Origin of the sequence: Roseibium aestuarii (assembly GCF_008477545.1) — a bacterium.
Taxonomy (GTDB): Bacteria; Pseudomonadota; Alphaproteobacteria; order Rhizobiales; family Stappiaceae; genus Roseibium; species Roseibium aestuarii.
In genome coordinates this window covers 1,641,352-1,665,403 of record NZ_VORA01000001.1, presented here as the reverse complement: position 1 = coordinate 1,665,403, position 24,052 = coordinate 1,641,352, and the positions used below count along the sequence as shown (strand labels likewise).

The window sequence follows — 24,052 nt, the reverse complement described above, 5'->3', positions numbered from 1 at the left end:
CAGCCTTATGGACCCCTCGCAATTTGATATTTTCGCCAAGGCTTTCACTCACTTACGCTGCAGAAACCGGTGATTTCGACAAGCAAGTGAAACCCGGTTCCCCAGGCGGGATGCCGATCCCGCAGTCTGTCTTTAGGGAGGAAGACATGACCGGTTTCATCACCGACGCGAAAACCGTGCTGGTTGCTGGGTTCTCGCTGCTGGCCCTCGGGCTGACCATCACAGCCGATCCGGCAAGGGCCGAAGGCGGTCCGCTGATTGCGGTCTTCACCAAGAACCTGACCAATCCGGCCTACGCCGCCGCGCGTCGGGGCGTCGATCTTGTCGCCGCCGAAAAGGGCGCTGCGACCCTGCATTTCGTGCCGGAAAAGCCCGACAATGTGGAGGAGCAGAAGGCGCTGGTGACGGAGGCCCTCACCCGCAAGCCGGATCTGGTGATCTTCGTTCCCGTTGACGACAAGGCCATGGTCGAGGATGCCGCGAAGTTCACAGCGGCCGGAATCCCGGTCGTCTCCTTTGTCAATCGTCTGGAAGGCAGTTTCGTCACCCATGTCGGCTCCGACGACGTGGCTGTTGGCTACAATGGCGCCAGGGCGCTTTTCGAGGGCATGGGCGGGTCCGGCAAGGTGCTCGCCATTGAAGGCAATCCGGCCGCCCCCACCAGTCGCGACCGGGTCGCGGGGATGAAAAAGGCTGCAGCCGAATTCCCGAACATCGAGGTCCTGGACATCGTCACAGGCATGTACCAGAAGCCCGCGGCTTACGATGTGACCACGGAAGCGCTCAAGCTCCATCCCCGGATCGACGGCATCTGGGCAGCCAATGACGTGATGGTCTACGGTGCCTTCGACGCCCTCAACGAGGCAGGACGCAGCGCCCTGATGGTCGGGGCCAACGGCCTCGATGGTGCGATTTCCATGATCGAGGACGGCACCATGCTGGCGACTGTGGAATTCAGCGCCTTCAAGATCGCCTGTATCGCCGCCCGGGCGGGACTACGGCATCTGAACGGCGAACCGGTGCCTGCCGAGATCACAGTGCCCTCCGTCCTCATCGACAAGACCAATCTCGAACCGTGGAAGGTGCCTCTGGAGGAGCGCGACTGCCCCGCCTGGGACGAGATTGTCACCCGCTAGGACAGGCATTTCGGGTCGGAAGATGGCCCGGTATTGCGTCCCCGGCGAAGGGGGTCGCGAACTTCGACGTTGGGAGGCGTTGAACCATGACCCGGACCGGGCATGACACATCAGCGGAAACCTTTCGGACCGCCGACAGCTGCGACGTGATCGTGCTGGGCAGCGGCGCGGCGGGGCTCACCGCCGCGCTTACAGCCGGCTGGCAGGGTCTTCGCGTCATGGTACTGGAGAGCCAGGCGGTGATCGGCGGCACCAGCGCCCGCTCCTCCGGCACGATCTGGGTTCCGGACAGTTCCCTCCTGCTGGCCAAGGGTGTCCCGGGGGATTGTGGCGCAGCTGAGACCTATCTGGCCCATCTGGTCGACACCGCAGGCGCTGCCGCGCCCTGGCGGCGGTTTCTCGAGGCTGCCCCGCATATGCTCGATGAGGTGATGACCCGGACGGACCTCCGGTTTTCACCGTTGATGGCGGCGGCAGACTATCGCCAGGATTTACCCGGTGCCGCGTCCGGCGGCCGGGCGCTGGAACCCCTGCCCTTCGATGGACGCAAGCTCGGAGAGGACTTTACCCGTCTTGCACCGCCACTGAAGGATCTCATGGTCTTCGGCGGCATGATGGTGACCCGGGCGGAAGCGGCACGTCTTCTGCGTTTCGATCGCAGTCTCGCGTCCCTGAAACTGGCTCTCTCGCTGACGCTCCGTTTCCTGCTTGACCGCCTGCGCCATGCCCGGGGCACGCGACTTGTGCTCGGCAATGCCCTGATCGCAGCCCTGATGGACGCCTGCCGGCGTTGTGACATTTCCATCGTCACCGGTGTGCAGGTCACAAGTCTCACGCACGATGACAAAGGCATCAGCGGGGTTCGGCTGATCCACCAGGGACGAACTCTGACCCTCACCGCCCGGCGCGGGGTCGTTCTGGCCGGAGGCGGCTTCCCCGCATCTCCGCACAAGCGGCGCGAGCACCTGCCCCATCCAACGCCTCCCGCAACCCCGGCAGCCCCCGGCTGCGTCGGATCGACGCTGGATCTGGCGCTTGAGGCGGGTGCCACGCTCGGCCCTGATCTTGGCGACAATGGTCTCTGGTTCCCGAGTTCCCTGCGCAAGTGCCCGGACGGCGAGACAATCGTCTATCCGCATATCGCCCTGGACAGGTCGAAGCCTGGCCTGATTGCCGTGAATGGCCGTGGCAAGCGCTTTGCCAATGAGGCGATCTCCTACCATGAGTTCGTCCGCGCCATGTATGCCGACCGCGCGCGCGGTCATGAGGCGGTGCCTGCCTGGCTCATCGTCGATCACCGGTTCCTCAAGCGCTACGGGCTTGGGGCCGTGCGGCCCCGTGCGCTGAGCCTGAAAGCTCCTCTCGCCTCCGGCTACCTCCTGCGCGACGACACCCTCGCCGGTCTGGCGAGGACGATCGACGTTCCGCCGGCCGCGCTCCAGGAGACGATCGACTGGTACAACCGCTTCGCGGCAAACGGCACCGATCCGGAGTTTCACAAGGGCGAGACGGCCTATGATCGCGGCAACGGCGACCCGAGCCATCGGCCCAATCCGTGTGTCGCGCCGATCGTTCACGCGCCCTTCTATGCCATGGCCGTCTGGCCGACGCCGCTCGGCACCAGCCGGGGCCTGCTGACGGACGCGCATTCCCGTGTCCTTGACGGCGCGGGTCAGGCCATCGGCAACCTCTACGCCTGCGGCAACGACGTTCAGTCAGCCTTTGCGGGGCACTACCCCGGCGCCGGGGCGCAGCTTGCACAGGCGATGACCTTCGGATGGCTGGCCGGGCGACATGCCGCCGGACAGCCCTTTCCCACCTTCGAGACGGCGTCCCCGGACGCCCGATCCCCACATTCAGAGACAAGCGTTAAGGCGAGGACTTGATGGTAAAGCGCAAGGGCGGTGATCTGATCGCCGAATTTCTGGTCAGGGAGAAGATCCCGTATGTGTTCGGGATCTGCGGCCACGGCAACGTGGGCCTTCTGGATTCCCTCTATGACGTGAAGGACGAGGTCAAGCTGGTCTCTCCGAGGCACGAGCAGACGGCCGCGCACATGGCCGACGGCTTCTTCCGGGTCAGCCACACTCCGGCAGCGACACTGACGTCGACCGGGCCGGGATCGGCCAATCTGATCATGGGCCTCGCCGTGGCCCAGACGGACAGTTCGGCGATCTTCTCGATCACGGCGAATGTGCCGACATCCCAGTTCAACCGCGGCCCGTTTCAGGAGCTGAACCAGCATCATCAGGCGGATTTCAACAATGTGATCAAGCCGGTGGTCAAGCGCTCCTTCCAGCCGACCCGGGTGGAGATGCTGCCACTGGCCATGCGCCAGGCAGCCCAGACCATGACGACCGGCCGCCCCGGCCCGGTCAATCTGGATGTGCCCTACAACCTTTTCGTGGAAGAAGGCGATGTTCGCGAGGAGCCGGCATCGCCCGGGCTCAACATGCGCCGCAGCGGGGCGAGCGAAGCAGATGTCACCACGGCGGTCGACTGGCTTCTGGCGGCGGAGCGTCCGGTGATCTTCATCGGCCATGGCGTCACCCTGTCTGAAGCGGGCGTCGAACTGGTGACCCTGGCCGAACGGCTGTCGATCCCGGTGATCTCGTCTCCGAATGGCATGGGCTGCATGGACATGCGCCACGAGCTCTCCCTCGGCTTCATTGGCCGCAACGGGGCCTATGGCGCCAACCAGGCCGGACGCCATGCCGATCTGGTGCTCGCCGTCGGCGCCCGATTTGACGACCGCTCCGCCTCGTCCTGGATCCCCGGATATTCCTGGAACTTTCCTCGGACCCGCCTGATCCACGTCGACGTGGACCACGCGGAGATCGGGCGGAACTACCCGCCGGATCTCGGAATCCTGGCCGATGCGCGCGCCTTCCTGCGGCAGGCCCTGTCCGAGATGGATCGTCGCAATGTCGACGCTGGTCCGCGTCTCGAAAGCTGGCGCAAGCAGATCGCCGACTGGGCGGCCCAATGGCAGAAATTCATTGCCCCCGGCTTTGACCTGCACTCAAGCCCGATCCGCCCGGAGCGGATCGTTGCCGACTGCCGCAAGGTCATGCCGGATGACGCGATCATCACCCTGGACAGCGGCATTCACCACAACTGGTTCATGCAGTTCTGGGAGGCCCGGCGCCCTCAGACCATGCTGAACACCTGGGGCTATTCGGGCATGGGCTTCGGCCCCAGTTCCGCTCTCGGCGCCAAGCTGGCGGCACCCGACCGCCCGGTGGTCTCCGTCTGCGGAGACGGCGGCTTCACCATGGTTCCGCACGTGCTCTGTACGGCCGTGGAATACAACATCCCCGTTGTCTGGGTCGTCTGGAACAACTTCGCCTGGGGCGCCATCCGCGACCTGCAATACGCCTATTTCGGCGGGCGCGAATATGGCACGGCCTTCACCCATGGCCTCAATCAGGAGCCCTACAATCCGGACTTTGCCGCCTGGGCCCGGGCTGCCGGCGTGGATGGCTATACCGTCACCCGATCCCAGGATTTCGCAGGCACTCTGGAACAGGCCATCGCTTCCAACCGTCCCGCGCTCATCGACGTCCATGTGGATGCCAACATTCGCCCGCCCGCGACCGGCGCCTGGGAACTGCCGCCCATTCCCCCGAAACAGCCCGTCTTTGGCGAGGCCTGGTCTCCGGCCGGATGAAACCACCCCATGGGAGAGAACAGATGACCGAGAAAGGTGCGGCCTCGATCCGCAACATTGCCGAAGAACCCTGGCAGCAGTTCCCCGGCCACTTCGGCGGCGCCCTGTCCAAGGCTCTCGTCCACCCGGAGACGACGGGCTCGAAGCAGCTCGACTACCGCATCTCCACTTATCAGCCGATGGCCTATGTGGAACGGCACGTCCACAAGGTTCAGGAGCAGATCTATCACGTGCTGGACGGCGAAGGGCTGATGGACATCGGCGAGGAGCGCCGGGTCGTGCGCAAGCATGACGTGATCTTCCTGCCGCCGGGAACCTGGCATGCAATCCAGAACACCGGCCTCGGACCCTTGACCTTCATTGTGGTGACAACACCGCTGAAGGACGGGTGAGAAGCACCCGGAACACCACAGCAGGAGAGGCGATCAGATCATCACGCTGGTCGCCTCGACCGTTTTCAGCACCTCGTAATCCTCGAAGCCCGACCAGTCCCCGCTCTCCACCAGGTCCTCGGCGATCTCCTTCAGGACGGAGGCAACAACTGCCGCCGCCGTGGACAGGCGCTCGGGCGCGAGCGAATAGAGGAAGTTGCGCCGGCGGAACCGGGCGTCGGACACCGGCAGATAGCGCCAGTCGCGCCCCCTTGCCCCTTCATGCATGATCGCGCCCATGGGCTTGATCGTGGCGCCGATCCCGTCGTGAACGCAATTCATCAGCAGCGACAGGCTGTCGATCTCGGCCACCACATTCGTGCCCAGCCCCCGGTTCTCGAACTCGGCCGCGATCCGCTGGCGAAGCCCGTGCGACCCGGTCGGCAGGATCAGGGGAAGCTCCGCCGCCTCGGCGATGGTGATGGAGGTGCGCTCCTGGGGAAACAGCGGACTGTTGCGCGGCAGAAGAACGAACAGCTCCTCGATCAGCAGCGGCTCGACGGTCAGCTCGCTCGACATGTCGCTGGAAAAGAGCACGGCCAGATCGAGCTGGCCCAGGCGCATCAGGTGGCCGATATGACCGCTCATCCCCTCGACCACGTTCAAAAGGATGCTGGGATAGCGTTTGCGAATGGTGCGGACCAGATTGAGGCCGAGAGCTGACACGGTCGTCGCCGGCAGACCGACGGACACCATGCCCTGCACCGCACCCGTGTCGCTGCGGGCAATCGACAGGGCCTGATCGAGCTGGCGCAGCATGAACCGGGCGTGGTGATACAGCGCGAGGCCGTTTTCCGTCGGGGTCACCCCCTTCGACGAGCGGTGCAGCAAGGGGCGGCCAACCTCATCCTCGAGCTTGGCGATCTGCTGGCTGAGGGCGGGCTGCGCGATCAGGAGCTCGCGGCTGGCCTTGGACAGGCTGCCGCTTTCCACGATCTGCACGAAATATCTCAATTGGCGTGTATCAAGCATGCGCGAAAGATGAGCGCAATTTCTCCCATAAGTCCACCTTATAGCTAGTATCTCTATTTAATATTTCCGCTGAAAAAATAGTTTTCCTACACTCCGGGGAACAAAGACGAGGCGCGCCATAAGAAAAGCGCCCGAGGCATAATTTCAGATCATTACCTGGAAACGTCTATCTCGGGAGGAAACATGATGACGGACTCGAAGGCACGCACCGGCGGCATATCGCGCCGGACCGCGTTGAAAGTCGGCGCGGGAGGTCTCGCCGCAGGTTCCATGCTCTCCATGCCGGCGCTCGTCCACGCTCAGGCAGAAGCCATCCGGATCGGCCATCTGACGCCGATGACCGGCTTTCTCGGCTCGCTCGGAGAGTGGGCGGTCAAGGGCATCCAGCTCGCCGCCGAGGAGATCAACGCCGCCGGTGGCGTCATGGGCCGCCAGCTCGTCGTGAGCTCCGAGGACAGCATCAATCCCGACACCGCCGCCACCAAGGCGCAGCGCATGCTGGAGCGGGACGGCAATGCCTTCCTGATGGGGGAAATCAGCTCCGCGTCGGCCCTCGCGATTTCCCAGGTGGCGGAGCGCAACAAGCGCCTGTTCCTGGCGCTCGGCCCGCGCTCCGATACCCTGCGCGGCAAGAGCTGCAACCGCTACATGTTCTGCACCGACATTCCCAACACCGTGATGGTGAATGCAGTGGGCAGCGCCCTGCTGCGTGACGGCATGGTGGAAGGCAAGAAATTCGTGACCCTGACCGCCGACTATGTCTTCGGTCATGATCTTCTGCGCGCGGCGAAGTATTTCTTCGATGCCAATGGAGCCACGCTTGTCCAGGACGATCTGGTCGCGACGGACGTTACCGACTTCTCGCCGTATCTTCTGAAGATCCGCCAGGCCCAGCCGGACGTTGTCTGCCTCAACCTTGCAGGCAATCAGGTGACGAATTTCGTCAAGCAATATGCGGAATACGGCCTGCCCTTCCCGACCGTCGGGTTCAACCTGAACACCGCCGACGCCTGGGCCGCCGGGGAAGGCAATCTGACCGGCACCTGGCCGACCCCCTGGTATCACACGCTGGACAACCCGGACTCCAGGGCCTTCGTCGAACGCTTCCAGGCCAAATACGGCGAAGTGCCGGAGAACCATGCCTGGATCGAATATATCGCCCTGAAGATCGCAGCTCAGGCCATGGAAGAGACCCAGTCCACCGACAGCGAGAAGCTCGTCGACTATCTGGAGAGCGGCGCGAAATTCAACATCCTGAAGGATCGGGAAGCCTATTTCCGCAAGTGGGACCATCAGCTCATTCAGGAGGCCTATCCCTTCTCCGTGAAGGCCGCGGGCGAAGCCAAGGACCGGTTCGACATCATGGCCCTGGGCCAGTCCGTGCCGGGCAAGGATCAGGATCTGGAAGTGATCTTCCCGACCGCAGAGCAAAATCCCTGCTCTCTCTAGTGTCCGAGAGAGCATGACGTCGGGAAGGCGTCCATCGCCTTCCCGTTTTTCCCGACAGATCCGACAAGACGGCGGGCCGGCAACGGCCGCGTCCGGTCGCGGTCGTCCGCCAGAAACCAATCGGACGCGCTCATGCAATTCGTCTTTCTCATGGAGCAGGTGGTCAACGGGCTGGTGCTCGGGGGGTATTACCTCCTGATCGCGCTCGGGCTCTCGCTCATCTTTTCCGTCGGGGGGATCGTCAATCTCTCCCATGGCGCCTTCTATGCGCTTGGCGCCTACATCTCGCTCGAAATCGCCAGGCACCTGGGCTTCGCCGGCGGGGCGATCCTCTCGCCCGTCGTGGTCGGCTGTCTGGGCATCGCCTTCGAGCGGTTCATCCTGCGCCGCTTCTACAGGGCCGATCCGATCCTCAGCCTGCTGGTGACCTTCGGCCTTGCGATGGTGGGCGAACAGCTCATCCGCATCATCTGGGGTGCAGCCCCCATCCCGGTGTCCATGCCTCAGGCCATGAAGGGCCCGGTGATGGTCGGCGACTTCCTGTTCTCGCGCTATCGCCTCTTCCTTCTCGGGGTCGTCGTCATCGCGCTCGTCGCCATCTGGTCGCTGCTCAACAGGACGAGTTTCGGCCGTGTCGTGCGCGCCGGAATCCAGCAGCCGGACATGGTCGCCGCACTCGGCATCCGTCTCCAGCCCTACATGACCGCCGTCATCGTGCTCGGCGTCGGCCTTGCCGCGCTCAGCGGGGCACTCTTCGCACCGATCACCATCGTGCATCCGGCGATGGGAGCCGAGATCCTGACGGTTGCCTTCGTCGTCGTGATCATCGGCGGGCTCGGCAGCTTCTGGGGCGTGATCCTGGCCGCACTCCTCGTCGGGGTGGTGCGCGGCGTAACCATCCACTTCTATCCGGCCGCCGGCGCGGCCTCCATGTACGTCCTGATGTTCGCGGTGCTGATGTTCCGTCCGCGCGGGCTTCTCGGCGAGCGGATCGAGAAATTCGAATGATGATGACCCGTCTTCTGGACAAGTACCGTCCCTTCTGGATCGGCGTGGCCATGCTTGTGGCCCTTCCCTTCCTGCTGACGGCGATCGGTCTCACGGTCAACACGGCTTCGGTCGTCGTGATCCTGGCCATCGCCACCATGGGCCTCAACCTGATCGTGGGTTACACCGGCCTGCATTCATTCGGCCATTCGCTGTGGTTCGGCATCGGGGCCTATGCGGCTGCCCTCGCCCAGCTCAACTGGTTCCCTGGCCAGATCCTCCTGCCGATCCTCGTCAGCCTCTGCGTGACCGGATTTGGCGGCGCGCTGATCGGGTTCCTCATCCTGCGCCGGCGCGGGGTGTATTTCGCGCTGCTGACCCTGGCGCTCGTGGCCCTGGGCTACACGATCGCGTTCCGCTGGACGAATGTGACCGGTGGCGAAGACGGGCTCGGCGGGTTGAGCCGCGGCACCCTCGGACCGATCGATCTGGATGCCTCGGCGAACTACTATGCCTTCGTCGCCGTCATCGCCGCGCTCGTCCTCTTCTTCATGGTCCGGTTGCTGCGCTCGCCCTTCGGCCATGTCATCGTCGCCATCCGCGAGAACCAGCTGCGCGCCTCGTTCCAGGGCTATGACATTCAGCGCTACAAGTTGCTGGCCTTCACCCTGTCGGCGATGATCACCGGTCTGGCCGGCAGTCTCTCCGGCTTCGAGCATTATCTCGTCTCCGCCGAGGCGACCTCCATCACCCTCTCCGGCGAAATGCTGGCCATGGTCGTCATCGGCGGCATGAACCATTTGCTGGGCCCGGCGATCGGCGTGGTCTTCTACATCGTCTTCCGTGAGCTCTTCTCGATCTGGACGCAGAACTGGATGCTCTATTTCGGCATCGTCTTCGTCGGCTTCGTGATCTTCGCACCGGGCGGCATTGCCGGCATCTGGCAGCAGATCCGCAATCGCCTGTCGCCGCCGCCAGTCGAAACCTCGGCCATGAGCCGCCGCAAGATCTACGAAGGCCTGCCGCTTCCCGAATTCCTCCGCCCTGCGGCCCGCATCGGCGCGGTCCTGGAGGTCGCAGGGATCGTGAAGAAATTCGGTGGCTTCAAGGCGGTGGACCAGGTGTCCCTGACCGTCAACAGCGGGCAGATCCACGCCCTGATCGGCCCGAATGGCGCCGGCAAGACCACCACCTTCAACCTGATCTCCGGCATGTTCATGCCCGATCAAGGTTCGGTGAAGCTCGCCAACACCGACATCTCCGGCCTTGCCCCGCACGAGATCTCGGCCAAGGGTCTCGCGCGGTCCTTCCAGATCACCAATCTGCACGAAGGGGTCAGCATCTACGAGAACCTGCACCTGTCCGTTCAGGCGAAGCATCCCGGACGGTTCAACCTTTGGCGGGATATCGACACCTATGGGGACGTTCACCGGGAAACCGCGGAACTGACAAGGTTCCTCGGCCTCGAGGGGATCGAGGACGTCAAGGGCGGCGACCTGTCCTATGGCGGCCAGAGGCTCGTGGACCTGGGCATTGCCCTGGCCTCCAAGCCGCAGATCCTGCTGCTGGATGAACCACTGGCAGGTCTTGCCGCCGCCGAGCGGGAGCGCGTTGCGAGCCTGGTACGTCGCATGGCGGAGAATATTCCCGTCCTCATCGTCGAACATGATCTCGACCGGGTCCTGTCCCTGTCCCATCAGGTAACCGTCATGAACCAGGGTCAGGTGCTCATGAGCGGAACGCCGGCCGAGGTTCGGGCCGACGCCCATGTGCAGGAAATCTACACCGGCACCGGAACGCCAACCGTCGTCGGCCGGGCAGCGGAAGGCACAGCGCCTTCGACGCCCGTGCTCACGCTTGAGAATGTCAACACGTTCTACGGCAAGAGCCACATCCTGAACGATGCCTGTCTCGACATTCGCAGCGGCGAGATCGTCGCCCTGCTCGGGCGCAACGGCGCGGGCAAGTCGACCCTGCTCAAGACCATCGCAGGCCTGGTGCCAAGCGAAAGCGGCCGGATCCTCTTCGCCGATGAGGACCTGCGCAACCTGAGCGCACCCGACATCGCCCGTCTGGGTGTCGGATATGTCCCTCAGGGGCGCGGCATCTTCTCGGGCATGAGTGTGCGCGACAATCTGGAACTCGGCCGTCTGGCCCGCAAGACCGACGGCAGCGACGGGGTTGTCTGGAGCGAGGAACGCATCTTCGACATGTTCCCCCGTCTCAGGGAACGTGCCAGAACCGCCGGCGATCTTCTGTCGGGCGGGGAGCAGCAGATGCTCGCCGTGGCCCGCGCCCTGTCCGGCAACGTGAAGCTCTTGCTGCTCGACGAGCCTTTCGAGGGTCTGGCGCCTGCCGTGGTCGAGGAGCTCTTCATGGTCTTTGACCGGCTGCGTCAGGACCTGCCGATCCTCATCGTCGAGCACAATCTTGATCTTGTCCTGGCCCTGGCAGACCGGGTCTTCGCCCTGGAGCGTGGCAGCGTCTTCCACGAGGGACCCGCCTCGGCCCTTCTCACCGACATCGACTATCGCAAGGAAATCCTCTGGCTCTGAGCCGCTCGGGAAAGGAACAATCGTGACTGATGTGCAAGACCTGCTGGAGCCGGAGTTCGGAGCCCTGGATCAGGTGATGATCGCCGGACGGCTTGAACCGGGCGAAGGTGACCCCTTCGATCTCCTCGACAAATACACCCTGAAGCCCTTCTGCCGGTTGCGCGCTGCCAACGCAGCGCAGGTGACCCGAACCGTGGAGGCCGCCCATGCAGCCTTTCGCGCCGGTGCGCCCGGTCCCCATGACCGCGGCGAGATCCTGCAACGGACCATTCCACGTGTTCTCGCCCGGCAGGAAGAGTTCGTTTCGGCCATGGTCCGGGAGGCCGGCTTCACCCGCTCCGATGCGGCCGGAGAGGTCAAGCGTTGCCTTGAAACCCTCCGGCTCTCGGCGGAAGAAGCCCGCCGGCTTTCCGGTGAGGTGATCCCGCTGGAGGGCGCTCCGGGCCAGTCCGGCCGCATCGGCTTCACACTCCGTGTGCCGCTTGGGGTCATTGCGGCGATCACGCCCTTCAATTCGCCCCTGAACACCGTGACCCACAAGGTGGCTCCGGGGTTCGCAGCCGGCAACGCCGTGATCCTGAAGCCCTCGAGCCAGACGCCGCTGACGGCCATGCTGCTCGCACGCTGTCTGGTCGAAGCGGGCATGCCCGAAGGGTTCCTCTCCGTTCTGCAGGGAGGCGGCGACGTCGCCCAGGCGCTTCTGGCGGATGAGCGCGTACGCTTTTTTGCCTTCACCGGCAGCACCGAAGTCGGACGCGCCATTCAGGAAAAGGCAGGCCTCCGCCGCACCCAGATGGAGCTTGGCTCCATTGCCTTCACGTTGGTCTGCGCGGATGCGGATCTCGACCGGGCCCTGCCGAAGATCGTCAATGCCGCCTATCGCAAGGCCGGACAGGTCTGCACCTCGATCCAGATGCTCCTCATCGAGGAGCCGATCTACAGCACCCTGGCCGCCAGACTGGCGGATCGGGTGGAAGCGCTCTCCTTCGGCAACCCCAACCAGCCGGACACCTTCGTCGGGCCGATGATCTCCGAGCGGGAGGCGATCCGTGTCGAAACCTGGGTGCATGAGGCGATCGCGCAAGGGGCCCGGTGTCTCGCCGGAGGCCGGAGACAGGGCGCCGTCATGGCTCCGACCCTGCTCGAGAATGTCAGCCCGGAGATGAAGGTCGGGTGTCGCGAGATCTTCGGGCCGGTCATGTGCCTGGCACCCTTCGCCAGTCTGCCGGAGGCCGTCGAGAGGGTGAACGCCACGCCCTTCGGCCTCGCCTCGGGCCTCTTCACCAATCACATCGGCGAGGCCCTTCGCGCGGCCCTCAGCCTGGAGGTCGGAGGCGTTCACATCAACGAAACCTCGAGCTCGCGCGTCGACCTCATGCCTTATGGCGGATCCAAGGACAGCGGTTTTGGCCGGGAGGGCCCGCGCTATGCTGTTCATGAAATGACTGAAGAACGGGTCATAACCATCTCCACCCTATAAATTTTATCAGATAGAACTCCAAGGAAAGCTCAGAGAATGTCCAGGAAAATTGCACTCGTGTTCGGGGGCTCGCGCGGCATCGGCGCAGCCTGCGTGAAGAAGCTGAATGAGGATGGGTTCGACGTGGCCTTCACCTATGTCAGCGCGGCTCCCGAGGTCCCCACGGGCGGACCCGGAACGCAGATCAAGGCCTACCGCGCCGATATCGGCAATCCGCAGGACATCGCCCAGGTCTTCGCGGAGGTCGAAAGCGACTTCGGGGCCAAGGTCACCTGTGTCGTTGCCAATGCCGGCATCAACGTGCCCCCCGGACCGCTCGCCCAGTTTGACCCGGCCAACTTCCGCAAGCTGGTCGAAGTCAATATCGTTGGCGCCTTCAACATTCTTGCCGAGGCGGCGCGGTCTGTCGCCGATGGCGGCACCATCATCGCGACGACGACCACACTCGTCCGCCATGCAGTCCCGGGCGTCGGCCCCTACAGTGCCACCAAGGCCGCCGTCGAGTGCCTCGTGCGTTCCATGGCGAAAGAGCTCGCAGGTCGCGGCATCCGGGTCAATGCAGTCGCCCCCGGCCCCATCGACACCGACCTGTTCCGCGCCGGCAAGGATGAAGCCGCGCTTCAACGCTCGGCAGGCATGAGCCCGCTGAACCGGGTCGGTCGCCCGGAGGAAGTGGCCGAGGTGGTGTCCTTCCTGGCCTCACCCAGGTCCTCCTGGGTTCTGGGGCAGGTGATCCAGCCGAATGGCGGCGTCATCTGATCCCGATGCGTCGTCTCCCCGAGGCTCCCCAGCCTTTTCCTCGGCCCGGCATACTGCCGGGCCTTTTTTCCGGGGTGCCGAGGTGGGATGATCGATCGCAACAGGAGGACATGACATGACGGATGAAGAGGCCCGGGCGCATCTCGCCCTGAACGGACGCCTGCGCGTCGGCATCAACATGGCCAATCGCCTGCTGGTCTCGGGCCGTGATGCGGGCGGCGACCCGGCCGGGGTCTCACCGGATGTGGGGCGCGCCATCGCACAGCGGCTCGGCGTGCTCGTGAGCTTCGTGGAGTATCCCTCGCCCGGCGCCCTTGCCGATGGCGCTCAGGAGAATGCCTGGGACATCGGCAACATCGGTGCGGATCCGGATCGTGCAACGACGATCTGCTTTACCGCCCCTTACGCCGAGATCGAGGCCACGGCCCTGGTGCGGGATCGCTCGCCCCTGACGCAGGCTCACGAGATCGACCAGGCGGGCCTGACCCTTGCCGCCAAGGATCGCTCGGCCTATGGCCTCTGGCTGAAGCGCAACATTCGCGTCGCAACACTTGTCCTTGTCGACCCGGATCAGGATCCGCTCGACGTCTTTCAGGCGCGGCAGCTTGACGTCCTCACCGGTCTGCGCAGCGCGCTCCTGCGGGACTGTCAGAAAGTTGCCGGGTCACGCGTGCTCGACGGGACCTTCATGACTGTCAGTCAGGCGGTCGGAACACCGCTTGCCCGCGCCGCAGCTCTGCCCTGGCTTGAGGCGGTCGTGGCGGACCTGAAGGCCACGGGCGCTGTTGCCCGCTTCATTGCCCGCCACGGTGTGGAGGGGCTCAGCGTCCCCTCCTCCTGACCCCGGCACCGCCGGGCTCTTCGATCCTGCGATCCTCAGCTGCGGTCCTGAGGCGGTTCCGCCGGCCGCTGCAACTCCGTCTCGCGGGCATAGAGAACGAGCGCTGCGAAACGATAGATCCCATGCACGAACTTGCCATAGGGCATCGTCAGAAACAGGGCGAAGACAAGTCCCAGATGCAGGGACAGGGCAACCCCCATCGCAGGCGTTTCCCGCAGGATCATGAGCAGAAGTCCACTGGCGCCCGTGCCGAAGAGCATGAGCAGGAACGCTGCCTCCATGCCCCGCGCGGCCCCATCCTTCAGATCCGGATGCCGTCTGGCCTTGGTATGAGCGAGCCCAACCGGGCCGACGATCAGGCCGATCCCCCCCAGAATGCCGAAGAGCTTGGGCAGGGAGAACAGCCCGTAGGGGGCGGGCCAGCCGAAGACATAGTGATAGACTGTCGCCGTCGAAGTGGCCGCAAAGCAGAGCAGGAAGCCGTAGAACGTCAGGTGATGGTAGATCCGCCGCCGGTCCGTCGGTCTTTCGTCCTCGTTGTAGCATCCAACCCCACCGCCATCGAGATGACGCAGGCGCGCGGCGTCCTTCATCGCCTGCCACAGGGATGAAGCGGTGCCCGCCGCGAGGCTCTGGGCGCCGATGTCGCGCCAGAATGCCCGCAAGCCCAGCCCCGTGGCCAGGAGCATGTAGAGGAAGGCCGCGCCAAAGAGCCCGGCCATGACATTATGCGGCATGAGCGCGTAGAAGCTGCCGCCGCGAAACAGCACAGCCGGATCATGCCAGAGCGCGAAGCCGAGAATGAACCCGGCGACGGACAGGGCGGCGATGCCGGCGATGGCGGTGCCATTGCGCTTGAACAGCGGCCGCATGGCCGGTGGCCAGACGTAGGCCGCATAGCTGTCGGCGCGCACCTTGGCGAGGGTCTGAGGCACATTGACGTTGAAGGCGTGTGGCGGCGAAAACTGGCAATCCTGATAGCAGCCGGCACAGGAATGGCAGAGGTTGGCGAGATAGTTCAGATCCCCTTCCGCGAAGCTGCGGCGCAGCTCCATGGCCGGAAAAACCGCGCAAAGCCCCTCACAGTAGCGGCAGGAGTTGCAGACCGTCATCAGACGGGCAGCCTCCTGCAGATGGTCCGTGGACAGGCTGTCCGAAAACCGCGGATCCTTGTCAAACATGGCGAGCTGCTCCCTCTCCCGCGATCTTTCCGAAGACGCTGCCGATCGTCATGCCAATCCCGGCCGCATACCCCTTGCCCAGCACGTTGCCGGCCATGATCTCTCCTGCTGCATAGATGTTGCTGGCCGCGTCCCCACTGCGCATCTGCACCCGGGCCTCCGTGTCGACCCGCGTTCCCAGATAGGTGAAGGTGATGCCGGGGCGGACCGGATAGGCGTAATAGGGAGGATCCTCCAGGCGCCGCGCCCAGTGGGTCTTTTCGATTGCCAGTCCCTCGGTCCGGCAATCATCGAAGATCGTGTGATCGAAGGTGCCGGGGCGGACCGCTCCGTTGAACTCGGCAACCGTCCGGGACAGGGCCTCTGCCCGAAGGTCCAGCTTGCCGGCCAGCTCCGCGATGGACGAAGCCTGGATCGGCGGATAGAGCGAGGGCATGAAGCTGGTGAGCGACTTGCTGTCGAAGAGAATGTAGGCGATCTGATCGGGCTGGGCGGCGACAAGGCGGCCCCAGATGGCATAGCGCTTGGGCCAGAAGTCCTCGCCTTCATCGTGGAACCGCTCAGCCAGCCGATTGACCACGATGCCGAAGACCACGCAGTCCAGCCGCGTGATGATGCCGCCGTCGAAACGGGGCGCCCGGGCGTCAATCGCCACCGCGTGGCACTGGGTCGGGTCACCGATGGGCTCCACGCCCGCATCCAGCAGCATGCGCAGCACCTCGCCCCGGTTGTAAGGCGTGCCGCGAATGAGGAAATTTTCGGCGCACTCGCCCCATCCCTCCTTCAGCCATTCGATGTTGGCCTCGAACCCGCCGGCCGCGGCGACCAAAGCCTTGGCCTCGATCCGCATGGGCGCCCCGGAAGGAGCGGCCCCGTCACCTTCGCGGTCACCCGCCTCATTTCCCGGTCCGGTGCTCGCACGTGCCTCGGCGCAGCGGAACGTTCCGCCCTCGATCTCGAGCGCGGTGACCGCCGTGTCGTAGAGGACCTGGACCCCCAGATCCTCGGCGGTGCGATACAATGCATTCAGCATCGCGCGGCCGCCACCGAGGAAAAAGGAATTGGTCCGGCCCAGGCTGAGTGTTCCGCCGAGCGAGGGCTGAAACCGCACGCCCTGATCGGTAATCCAGGTCAGCATCTCCTTGGAGCGGGCGATCATGTGGCGGGCGAGCGTCTCGTCCGTATTGCCCTCCGTGACGCGCAGAAGATCGTCCCAGAACTCCTCCTCCGTATAGGGGCCGGTGAGCGTGTCCGTCGCGCTGTCATGGGCACATCGCATGTTGCGCGTGTGCCGCGTGTTGCCGCCCCGATAGAACTTTGGAGCCTTTTCCACGACCAGAACCTCGGCCCCTCGCCGCCGCGCGGCGATGGCGGCACAAAGCGCCGCATTGCCTCCTCCGATCACCAGAACATCCGTCCGGATCCATGTTTCTCCCATTGCGATGCCTCCTCCCTCGGCTAGCCATGGGGAACACTTGCCATGGATCGAGTTAGGATACAATAGTATACTAAACTGACAACGACCAAGTATCGCGTTTGGGATCGGACGGGAGATCGGCTAAGAAGACGGGGACGAATCCGCGAGGGACATCGAACAGTGGCGACCACCGAAAAGGCAGACAATCAGCCGGAGCCCGGCACCGGACCGACCGAGCGTGGCCGCGGGGAGAACTCTCGCGGCAGCAAGGTCTACCGTCTGCTTCTGGAGCGCATGCGCAAGGGCGAGCTGAAACCGGGCGCGCGGATGCGCGAGGACGAGACCGCGGTCGAATTGCAGGTCAGCCGGACCCCCGTGCGCGAAGCCTTCAACCGCTTGCAGGCGCGGGGTCTGGTCGAATCCACCCGTGGCGGTTGGACCGTTGCCGAACCGAGCCGGGCTCAGGTGATGGAGCTCTATGCCTTGCGGGCGGTTCTGGAGGGGGCTGCGGCACGTTTCGCGGCCGAGAATGCGACGCCGGTGGATCTGGTCACCATCGATCTGGCGCTCAAGGCCTTCATCGCCTGTCCGGCGGAAGAGCAGGCCCTGGCCAAGGCAAACATTCGCTTCCACGAAGCGATCTATCAGGCCGCGCGCAATGACTATCTCCTGCGCATGCTGGAAGACCTGAACGATTCCCTGGCCCTCCTGCCCAGCACCACCTTCACCATGCCGGAACGGGCCGAAGGCGCGGTCGCCGAACACCGGGCCATGGCGACCGCGATTGCCGCGCGCGACAGCGACGCCGCGGAGGCCGCCGCACGGACCCATATTCATCAGGCACGCGATGCACGGCTCCGCATGATCTTCTGCGCCAGCTGACGGCACCTGCCTTGCCTCCCGTAACTCCCGGGGGCGCTTGCCTCACCGCAGGGCCGAACCGACGGCTCAGCCCTTGGCAGGATCCGTGGGTGGCGGACCATAGCGGGCAACGAAGGTTGCAACCGCCTGTTCGCGGGTGGCCGCGCCCAGCTTGCTGCGGGCGTTGCGCAGATGCAGCTCCACGGTGATCGGGGCGATCCCCAGCTCGTGGGCGATGGCCTTGGTGCGCAACCCGTCGGCCAGAAGCTCCAGACATTGGCGCTCGCGCGGGCTCAAGGGGCAGTCCTGCCCGCCGCCGCCCAGCCGCCCCCGAAGGGCAAGAAGCCCCAGGCGGATTTCTCCCTGCCGTGCGCGCCGGATCCGCTCCACCTCCCAGCGGCCGAGCCTTGAGCCCACGTTCCAGGCCTCGACCCCGGCGGAATCGCGGCGGGTGACGGAGGAAAACCCGGAGCGGAACCCCGCCTCGCGGGCGGCCAGGATGACCTCCCGTTCGCCCGCGCTCAGATAGGCATAATCGTCCAGATAGTCGGCGCCGGTCTCGATCGGCCCATGGGCGGACAGGCAATAGGTGGGAAAGGGGTCATGACCGGCCAAGCCCTGATCCACATAGTAGCGCTCGAACTCCGCCCCCAGCGTGGTGCGGGCGCAGAAGCCCCCTTGCGCGCCTGGGTCTGCGCCTAGGTCTGCCCCGAGCTGCAGATGCAGGACCCGGTCAAAGCCCAGATCCTCGAGCCAAGCTGTGGCGCAGGCCCAGAGCCTGTCTGGCTCGGTTTCCACGGTCGCCGCCTCGATGAAATCTGCGAGCCTCACGCATCCCCCTATGGAATTCCTCAGATTGCTCTCAGTGTCCGCCTAATTCTACCTACGTCAAGTTTGAATATCTTCAATTGCTTCGGGATGCCCATGCGACCGACACCTTCGTTTCCGCTCCGCACGTTGCCACGCATCGCGGCACGCCTGCTGTTCTTCGCGTTTGCTGCAACCCTGATCGGCGGCGCCACGGCCGCCCTGGCGCAAGGGGCTGCCCCCCCTGAGCGCAGCACCGTTCTGATCCTCGACGGCAGCGGCTCCATGTGGGCTGAGCTTCCCGAGGGGCGCTCGCGGATCGAGGTCGCCCGTGATGTCCTGGGCCGCTATCTGGCAAGCCGCAACCCGGCCGAGCCGCTCGGCGTGGTGGCCTATGGCCACAATCGGCGCGGTGACTGTTCCGACATCGAGGTGGTGGCACCCGTCGGGCCGCAAGAGGCCCGGCAGCTGGAGCCGCGCCTGCGCGCCCTCATGCCCCGCGGCAAGACCCCCCTCGCCCAGGCCCTGCGCCGGGCGGCCGATGCGCTCCCGCGCAACGCCGAGGAAGCGGATCTGGTGCTGATCACCGACGGGCTGGAAACCTGCGGCGGCGACCCTTGCGCCGTTGCCCGGGAGCTGGCGCGCGAGGGGGTGCCCCTGCGCGCCCATGTGGTGGGCTTCGGCCTGACCGAGGGCGAGGTGAAGCAGATGTCCTGCATCGCCGAAGCCACGGGCGGCCAGCTCTTCTCCGCCCTGAGCGGCGAGCAGCTCGCCGAAGCGCTGCGCAAGACCGCAAGCCCGGTCACCCGTCAGCCTCAGTCCCCGAAGGCGGCCGCCCTTGACATCGGGCTGGACACCGATGACGCCGGCCGGCCGGACACCGTCACGCTCACGGCAGAAAACCTCGATGACGGCAGCTCCCGCTCGCTCGGGACGTTGGATTTCTCCCGGAGCTGGACCCTGACCGCCGAGCTTGACGCCGGTCGCTGGCGTCTGGTGGCGGACGCCGGAGAGCAGGGCAACGGATCCCTCGAGATTACCGTAAACTCGGGCGAGGCCCGGACTGTGCTCGTGCCCTTTACGGGTGCCCTTCCCGCCCTGGTCTTCGACGAGATCGGCCCCTACCGGGCAGGTGCCGGTGCGCTCTTCCCGCTGGAGATCTCCCGGGAAGGACTTGCCACAGGCGGCGCCGATTTCCTCCTGACCCTTCTGCCCCCCGATGCGACGGGGCTGGAGGACCGGGCGATCACCTGGTCGAGCCAGGACGGGTCTCTGGGACCGCGCCTCGGCCAGCTCAATCTCCCCACCGATCCGGGCACCTATCAGGTGGCATTCCACCGCTATGGCGAGACGAATCTGTCCAAGGCGCTCGCCCTGCGGCCGCTCCGGGTGGAGGCACGCCCGCAGGTCGAGATCGCCGCCCCTGCGCAGGTCGCTCCCGAAGCGCCCGTTTCCATCGCCGTGCGCGGTGGCGGCGCACCGTCCGACCGGGTGGAGATCTGGACCGACGGGGCGCTGGCCGACTGGGCGCAGAGCGCCTATCTGTCGGAGCTTTTCGCCAGCGAGCACGGAGCAGCCCGTGTCCTGACCGCGCCCGCAGCGCCGGGACCCTATGAGATCGTCTATCTCTTTGCCGACATGGACGGTGACGCTGCCATTGCGACCCGTCTGCCGCTCACCGTCACGGGAGAGATCACTGCCGAGGGGCTGGAGGGTGCAGATACTGCCCCTGCGGCCTCCGGAAGCAGCGCAGTCCCCCCGTCTCCAGGTTCCGCGCAGCGGAGCGACCTCCCTGCTCCCGCCGGGACCGGGACGGCGGGGACCGCGCAGGCTTCCCTTTCCGGGGGCGACATGGACCCGACCCACGGGCCCGATGACGTGCTGCCGCCGGATCAGGTCGGCTACCGGTGCGAGGAGACGACCCAATGCGTGATCGAGGATCCGGAGACAGGGCTGCTGTTTCTGCTGCCCGGCGGCTGGATCACCGACCGCCCGACCCGTGAGGCGGCAACCGCCGGTGGGGCATCCGGCGGGGCGCAGGGCCTTGTGCGCATGACTCTCTACGGCCCGGGGGAAGCGCCCGATTCCATCGTGCTGAACCCGCATCAGTGGATCGCCGCCAACGGCCCCTGCATGAGCGTACAGTCGGGTCAGCTCTGCCGCTTCGAGCCTGCCAGCGAGGCCATGCCGCTTGCCTTCGAACTGGTTCGCAGGTCGATCCGCGACACCCGGCCGAAGGATTTGCCGACCCCTGCCGAGGCGCTGGCCAAGGCCATGCAGGAGCTGGCTGCCCAGGACCCGGCAGCCGCGGCGGCCATGAAGGGGCTTCTGGAGGGCGCAGGCGGGATCCGCCCCGGAGCAACCCCGACCGGCATGGATTCGACCATCGTTACCTGTCCGGAAACGGAAGATTGCCTGTTCAGCCAGGACGACCCCTCCGTCGCGGGGGTGCTGCCGGCCGGGTGGAGCGTCAGTCTGGCCCCAGCCGCCGCCGATGGCGCGCCGGGTCTCTGGTTCACCCATGCGGATCCTGCCGGCAACGCCAAGCGCGCCGGTCTCAACCAGCCGGGCGGCGAAGCCTGTCTCGCCTCGGCGCTCGGGCCGGTCTGCGAATTCACCCCCTATATCTCGACTGACGAGATCGAGCTCATTGCCGGATCCCTGACGAGAGGCCGCGCGTCCGGCGCGCCCGTCACCGCCGGCCAGATCGATCTCCTGCGTCAGCTGACGGAGCGCAAGCCATGATGCCCTTCTTCCCCCTCGCCGCGGGTCTGCTCGCCCTCGGGCTCTTCACCGACAAGGCGCTGGCCAGCTGCGGCACGGACACTTTCGTTGCCTATCAGGGACCCGGCGCGTCGGGCGAGGCAGCACTCCAGGTGTCCCCTGCAGACGACCAGATCCAGAGCCTCTATGGACCGAGCGGCGATCGGCCGGACGGTGCCCAGGTGATCGTGATCACGGAGGGCAACGAGCCCTTCTGGCTGAAGCCCGGAGACACGCTGGAAGAAGTGGCCACCGGTCTTGGCCTGAACGCGGTCGCCCTGCCCTCCGATCCCGACTGCCGCCCCGCCCCGCCACCGGGCGGTGCCGGCGGCCTCACCTTCACCGAGGAGGAGGGCCTGACAGTCGACAAGGATGACCTGACATTTCGTGAGGATGAGGGGCTGGAGGTCGGCCCGGGCGGACAGCCCCGTGACGGGCTCTGGCGCGCGGAAATTGGCCCCAGCCGCATGGAAGGGTGTCCGGCCATGATGCAGGGCCTGTTCCCCATGGCTGCGGGTCAGGCGCCCGGGGGCATGGCGGGAATGGCTGGCGAACGCCGTCTCAGCTTCTCCCGTCCGTTCAATCCGGACGCGCTGGAGCTGTCCCGCACCGCCCGGGTCAAATGGACCCGCACAGGCGGCTCTATCTGGGAAACGAAGGACATGGCAGCGGCGCAATTTGCCGCCATTCCGGCTGGCGAAGGTGGCGGGTCCCACCTGCTCTGGACGCTTCAGGTCCTCTCACCTCAGGAGATCACCTTCCGCCGCTCCATGGAGATCGTGCTCCCGGCGGAAGCCGCAATCGTGATGGGCGGATCTCCCGGCGCCTGCCGGATCGTCGGCACCGACCGCTGGATCCGGGTCGGCGACTGACAGGCGGAACAGCGGCGCGGTAGCGAGACTCCGGCCCCTCATGTCCTTATTCGGGAATCAGGTCTTCCAGACGGAAGCGCAAGATACGGGCGATCTGGCTGAGTGCCGTCGCCAACTCTTCCTCGGGCGTGTTCAGCAGCCGGGTGTCGAAGGCTTCCAGGATCATGTCCTTGGTCGCCCCGCGCACGGCGAAGATGAAGGGAAAGCCGAAGCGCTCCCGGTAGCTGTCGTTGAGCCGCGTGAAGCGCTCGAATTCCGCGTCGGTGAGGGTATCAAGCCCGGCCCCTGCCTGCTCGCGCTTCGAGGCATCGGCCATGGCACCGGCGCGCGCGGCCTTGCCGGCCAGATCCGGATGGGCGCGGATGAGGGCAAGCTGCTCGCCCTCGCCGGCCGCCTCCATCGCCTGGGCAAAGGCGGCAATCAGCGCGGCCCGGTCGGAGAAGGGTGCGGAAGCGAAGGCCCGCTCCGCCACCCAGGGCGAATGTTCCGCCACATCGCCGAAGGCGGAGACGAAGGTCGCCCGGTCCATCCGGTTCACGTCTTCCAGTGCATACATGCCATCGTTCCTTCGCCGCAGGTCTGCAAACGGGCCCGGGAGGGTCTTACTTCGCCTTCAGGCCCGAGATCCAGGTGCCGAGCGTCTCACGCTCTTCGAGCGTCATTCCGGTCTCGTTGCCAAGCGGCATGGCATCGGACTGGACCGCCTGCACCATGATCAGATCCGCATAACGGCGCAGATCCTCGATGGTTTCCAGATGAATGCCCTTGGGCGCGTCCTCGAAGGCCTCGTGGGTCGGCACGGTGGCGTGGCACATGGCGCAATGGGCGCGGGCAATCTGCAGCACCGTGGCATCGGCAACGGCCGCTCCGCCGGAATAATCCTTCGGCGCGGTCATGATGACGGCGGCCAACAGGCCGACGGCGGCAACCGGAAGCGTCCACCAGAAGCGGGCGACCGGATCGCCGGCCTCATGCCGGTTGAAGAAATGGCGCACCATGCCGCCAATCACCAGGATCAGCGCGACGAGCAGCCAGCTCTGCGGATGGCTGGTCAGCATGGGATAGTGGTTGGACACCATCATCAGCAGGACCGGCAGGGTCAGATAGTTGTTGTGAACCGAGCGCTGCTTGCCGGTCGCGCCCAGACGCGGATCCGGCGCTTCGCCGCGCATCAGGCTGGCGGCGATCTTCTTCTGGTTCGGAATGATCACGCCGAACACGTTCACCGCCATGATGGTGCCGACGAAGGCCCCCACATGAATGAAGGCACCCCGGCCGGAGAACACGTGGGTGAACATGTAGGAGAAGGCCAGGATCAGCACGAAGAGGCAGAGTGCCAGCAGCGGCACGCTGCGGCCGATCGGCGACTTGCACAGGCGGTCATAGATCAGCCAGCCGGCCAGCAGGGATCCCATGGAAATCAGGCTCGCCTCACCGGGGGTGAGCTTCAGCACCGAGGGGTCGATCAGATAGGACGTGGCGTTGAAATAATACTGCACCACCAGCAAGGCGAAGCCTGTGACCCAGGTGAGATAGGCTTCCCACTTGTACCAGATCAGATCCTCCGGCAGCTCCTTCGGCGCCACGAGGAACTTCTCCACATGGTAGAACCCGCCGCCATGCACTTCCCAGGCCGTGCCATAGACGCCCTCCTTCATCCCCTCGCGCTTGCGCAGGGAAAGGTCGAGCGCGATGAAATAGAAGGACGTGCCGATCCAGCCGATGCCGGCGATCAGGTGCCCCCAGCGGATGATCAGGTTCAGCCAGTCCATGGCAAAGGCTAGGCTCATGACGATGGTCCTCTTCCGGGGCCTCTTCCCGAGATCCGGCTGATTGAAAGGGTGCGGGGTGTCAGGTGTCGGGCATGGCGA

Annotated in this window: 19 protein-coding genes; 13 read left to right on the top strand and 6 right to left on the bottom strand. The window is 65.4% G+C overall.

The genetic code is table 11. The features are described from left to right. The first annotated feature begins 146 nt into the window (after positions 1-146). The 4 genes from FR728_RS07070 to FR728_RS07055 all read left to right on the top strand — a co-directional run bounded on the left by FR728_RS07070 (position 147) and on the right by FR728_RS07055 (position 5,198). A complete protein-coding gene (locus tag FR728_RS07070; RefSeq protein WP_188318810.1) occupies positions 147-1,136 on the top strand; it encodes a sugar ABC transporter substrate-binding protein in 990 nt (329 codons plus the stop codon). A gap of 86 nt (positions 1,137-1,222) precedes the next feature. Further along, positions 1,223-3,022: an FAD-dependent oxidoreductase gene (locus tag FR728_RS07065; RefSeq protein WP_149891871.1), complete on the top strand. Its 1,800-nt coding sequence runs from the start codon at positions 1,223-1,225 to the stop codon at positions 3,020-3,022. Continuing rightward, positions 3,022-4,806, top strand: a complete 1,785-nt coding sequence (locus FR728_RS07060; protein WP_149891870.1) for a thiamine pyrophosphate-binding protein — start codon at positions 3,022-3,024, stop codon at positions 4,804-4,806. The genes FR728_RS07065 and FR728_RS07060 overlap by 1 nt, the downstream gene beginning before the upstream one ends. Before the next feature lie 23 nt (positions 4,807-4,829). Then, positions 4,830-5,198 (top strand): cupin domain-containing protein, encoded by a 369-nt coding sequence (locus FR728_RS07055; protein ID WP_149891869.1) that lies wholly within the window; start codon positions 4,830-4,832, stop codon positions 5,196-5,198. A gap of 33 nt (positions 5,199-5,231) precedes the next feature. On the opposite strand, the gene FR728_RS07050 is transcribed toward FR728_RS07055, so the two are convergent. Beyond that, positions 5,232-6,209, bottom strand: coding sequence for a LysR substrate-binding domain-containing protein (locus tag FR728_RS07050; protein WP_149891868.1), 978 nt, complete (start codon positions 6,207-6,209; stop codon positions 5,232-5,234). Between the two features lie 183 nt (positions 6,210-6,392). Here FR728_RS07050 and FR728_RS07045 point away from each other — a divergent pair, with 183 nt between their 5' ends. From FR728_RS07045 to FR728_RS07020, 6 genes are all read left to right on the top strand, one after another. Continuing rightward, complete coding sequence (locus tag FR728_RS07045; protein WP_149891867.1) at positions 6,393-7,658, top strand: ABC transporter substrate-binding protein; 1,266 nt, start codon at positions 6,393-6,395, stop codon at positions 7,656-7,658. A 132-nt stretch (positions 7,659-7,790) separates the two neighbouring features. Further along, the gene (locus FR728_RS07040; protein WP_149891866.1) at positions 7,791-8,666 is read left to right on the top strand and encodes a branched-chain amino acid ABC transporter permease; all 876 of its coding nucleotides are present in this window, start codon (positions 7,791-7,793) and stop codon (positions 8,664-8,666) included. Next, on the top strand, positions 8,663-11,200 hold the full coding sequence (locus FR728_RS07035) for a branched-chain amino acid ABC transporter ATP-binding protein/permease (RefSeq protein ID WP_244304409.1): 2,538 nt from the start codon (positions 8,663-8,665) through the stop codon (positions 11,198-11,200). The genes FR728_RS07040 and FR728_RS07035 overlap by 4 nt, the downstream gene beginning before the upstream one ends. Before the next feature lie 22 nt (positions 11,201-11,222). Next, positions 11,223-12,680, top strand: a complete 1,458-nt coding sequence (locus FR728_RS07030; protein WP_244304407.1) for an aldehyde dehydrogenase family protein — start codon at positions 11,223-11,225, stop codon at positions 12,678-12,680. A gap of 36 nt (positions 12,681-12,716) precedes the next feature. Next, positions 12,717-13,439, top strand: coding sequence for an SDR family oxidoreductase (locus FR728_RS07025; protein ID WP_149891865.1), 723 nt, complete (start codon positions 12,717-12,719; stop codon positions 13,437-13,439). A gap of 115 nt (positions 13,440-13,554) precedes the next feature. Next, positions 13,555-14,280 (top strand): transporter substrate-binding domain-containing protein, encoded by a 726-nt coding sequence (locus FR728_RS07020; protein WP_149891864.1) that lies wholly within the window; start codon positions 13,555-13,557, stop codon positions 14,278-14,280. A 35-nt stretch (positions 14,281-14,315) separates the two neighbouring features. On the opposite strand, the gene tcuB is transcribed toward FR728_RS07020, so the two are convergent. Next, positions 14,316-15,461, bottom strand: coding sequence for a tricarballylate utilization 4Fe-4S protein TcuB (gene tcuB / locus FR728_RS07015; RefSeq protein WP_149891863.1), 1,146 nt, complete (start codon positions 15,459-15,461; stop codon positions 14,316-14,318). Continuing rightward, the gene (gene tcuA / locus FR728_RS07010; RefSeq protein WP_149891862.1) at positions 15,454-16,899 is read right to left on the bottom strand and encodes an FAD-dependent tricarballylate dehydrogenase TcuA; all 1,446 of its coding nucleotides are present in this window, start codon (positions 16,897-16,899) and stop codon (positions 15,454-15,456) included. Before tcuA ends, tcuB begins: the two co-directional genes overlap by 8 nt. Before the next feature lie 159 nt (positions 16,900-17,058). Here tcuA and FR728_RS07005 point away from each other — a divergent pair, with 159 nt between their 5' ends. After that, a complete protein-coding gene (locus FR728_RS07005; RefSeq protein WP_244304405.1) occupies positions 17,059-17,760 on the top strand; it encodes a GntR family transcriptional regulator in 702 nt (233 codons plus the stop codon). 66 nt (positions 17,761-17,826) lie between these two features. Here FR728_RS07005 and FR728_RS07000 read toward each other — a convergent pair whose 3' ends face one another. Further along, positions 17,827-18,570, bottom strand: coding sequence for a helix-turn-helix transcriptional regulator (locus FR728_RS07000; RefSeq protein ID WP_188318809.1), 744 nt, complete (start codon positions 18,568-18,570; stop codon positions 17,827-17,829). Positions 18,571-18,663: 93 nt separating this feature from the next. Here FR728_RS07000 and FR728_RS06995 point away from each other — a divergent pair, with 93 nt between their 5' ends. Both FR728_RS06995 and FR728_RS06990 read left to right on the top strand, forming a co-directional pair. Further along, complete coding sequence (locus FR728_RS06995) at positions 18,664-21,291, top strand: vWA domain-containing protein (protein WP_188318808.1); 2,628 nt, start codon at positions 18,664-18,666, stop codon at positions 21,289-21,291. After that, positions 21,288-22,181: a hypothetical protein gene (locus tag FR728_RS06990; protein ID WP_149891859.1), complete on the top strand. Its 894-nt coding sequence runs from the start codon at positions 21,288-21,290 to the stop codon at positions 22,179-22,181. Before FR728_RS06995 ends, FR728_RS06990 begins: the two co-directional genes overlap by 4 nt. Positions 22,182-22,227: 46 nt before the next feature. On the opposite strand, the gene uraD is transcribed toward FR728_RS06990, so the two are convergent. Together uraD and FR728_RS06980 are read right to left on the bottom strand one after the other, a co-directional pair. Next, positions 22,228-22,737, bottom strand: coding sequence for a 2-oxo-4-hydroxy-4-carboxy-5-ureidoimidazoline decarboxylase (gene uraD, locus FR728_RS06985; RefSeq protein ID WP_149891858.1), 510 nt, complete (start codon positions 22,735-22,737; stop codon positions 22,228-22,230). A 46-nt stretch (positions 22,738-22,783) separates the two neighbouring features. Continuing rightward, complete coding sequence (locus FR728_RS06980; RefSeq protein WP_149891857.1) at positions 22,784-23,971, bottom strand: urate hydroxylase PuuD; 1,188 nt, start codon at positions 23,969-23,971, stop codon at positions 22,784-22,786. Between the last annotated feature and the right edge of the window lie 81 nt (positions 23,972-24,052).

Bases quoted from the DNA above. Each gene is read 5' to 3' on its own strand.
- FR728_RS07070 (WP_188318810.1), top strand. From the start codon at position 147: ATGACCGGTTTCATCACCGACGCGAAAACCGTGCTGGTTGCTGGGTTC.
- FR728_RS07065 (WP_149891871.1), top strand. From the start codon at position 1,223: ATGACCCGGACCGGGCATGACACATCAGCGGAAACCTTTCGGACCGCC.
- FR728_RS07060 (WP_149891870.1), top strand. From the start codon at position 3,022: ATGGTAAAGCGCAAGGGCGGTGATCTGATCGCCGAATTTCTGGTCAGG.
- FR728_RS07055 (WP_149891869.1), top strand. From the start codon at position 4,830: ATGACCGAGAAAGGTGCGGCCTCGATCCGCAACATTGCCGAAGAACCC.
- FR728_RS07050 (WP_149891868.1), bottom strand. From the start codon at position 6,209: ATGCTTGATACACGCCAATTGAGATATTTCGTGCAGATCGTGGAAAGC.
- FR728_RS07045 (WP_149891867.1), top strand. From the start codon at position 6,393: ATGATGACGGACTCGAAGGCACGCACCGGCGGCATATCGCGCCGGACC.
- FR728_RS07040 (WP_149891866.1), top strand. From the start codon at position 7,791: ATGCAATTCGTCTTTCTCATGGAGCAGGTGGTCAACGGGCTGGTGCTC.
- FR728_RS07035 (WP_244304409.1), top strand. From the start codon at position 8,663: ATGATGATGACCCGTCTTCTGGACAAGTACCGTCCCTTCTGGATCGGC.
- FR728_RS07025 (WP_149891865.1), top strand. From the start codon at position 12,717: ATGTCCAGGAAAATTGCACTCGTGTTCGGGGGCTCGCGCGGCATCGGC.
- FR728_RS07020 (WP_149891864.1), top strand. From the start codon at position 13,555: ATGACGGATGAAGAGGCCCGGGCGCATCTCGCCCTGAACGGACGCCTG.
- tcuB (WP_149891863.1), bottom strand. From the start codon at position 15,461: ATGTTTGACAAGGATCCGCGGTTTTCGGACAGCCTGTCCACGGACCAT.
- tcuA (WP_149891862.1), bottom strand. From the start codon at position 16,899: ATGGGAGAAACATGGATCCGGACGGATGTTCTGGTGATCGGAGGAGGC.
- FR728_RS06995 (WP_188318808.1), top strand. From the start codon at position 18,664: ATGCGACCGACACCTTCGTTTCCGCTCCGCACGTTGCCACGCATCGCG.
- FR728_RS06990 (WP_149891859.1), top strand. From the start codon at position 21,288: ATGATGCCCTTCTTCCCCCTCGCCGCGGGTCTGCTCGCCCTCGGGCTC.
- uraD (WP_149891858.1), bottom strand. From the start codon at position 22,737: ATGTATGCACTGGAAGACGTGAACCGGATGGACCGGGCGACCTTCGTC.
- FR728_RS06980 (WP_149891857.1), bottom strand. From the start codon at position 23,971: ATGAGCCTAGCCTTTGCCATGGACTGGCTGAACCTGATCATCCGCTGG.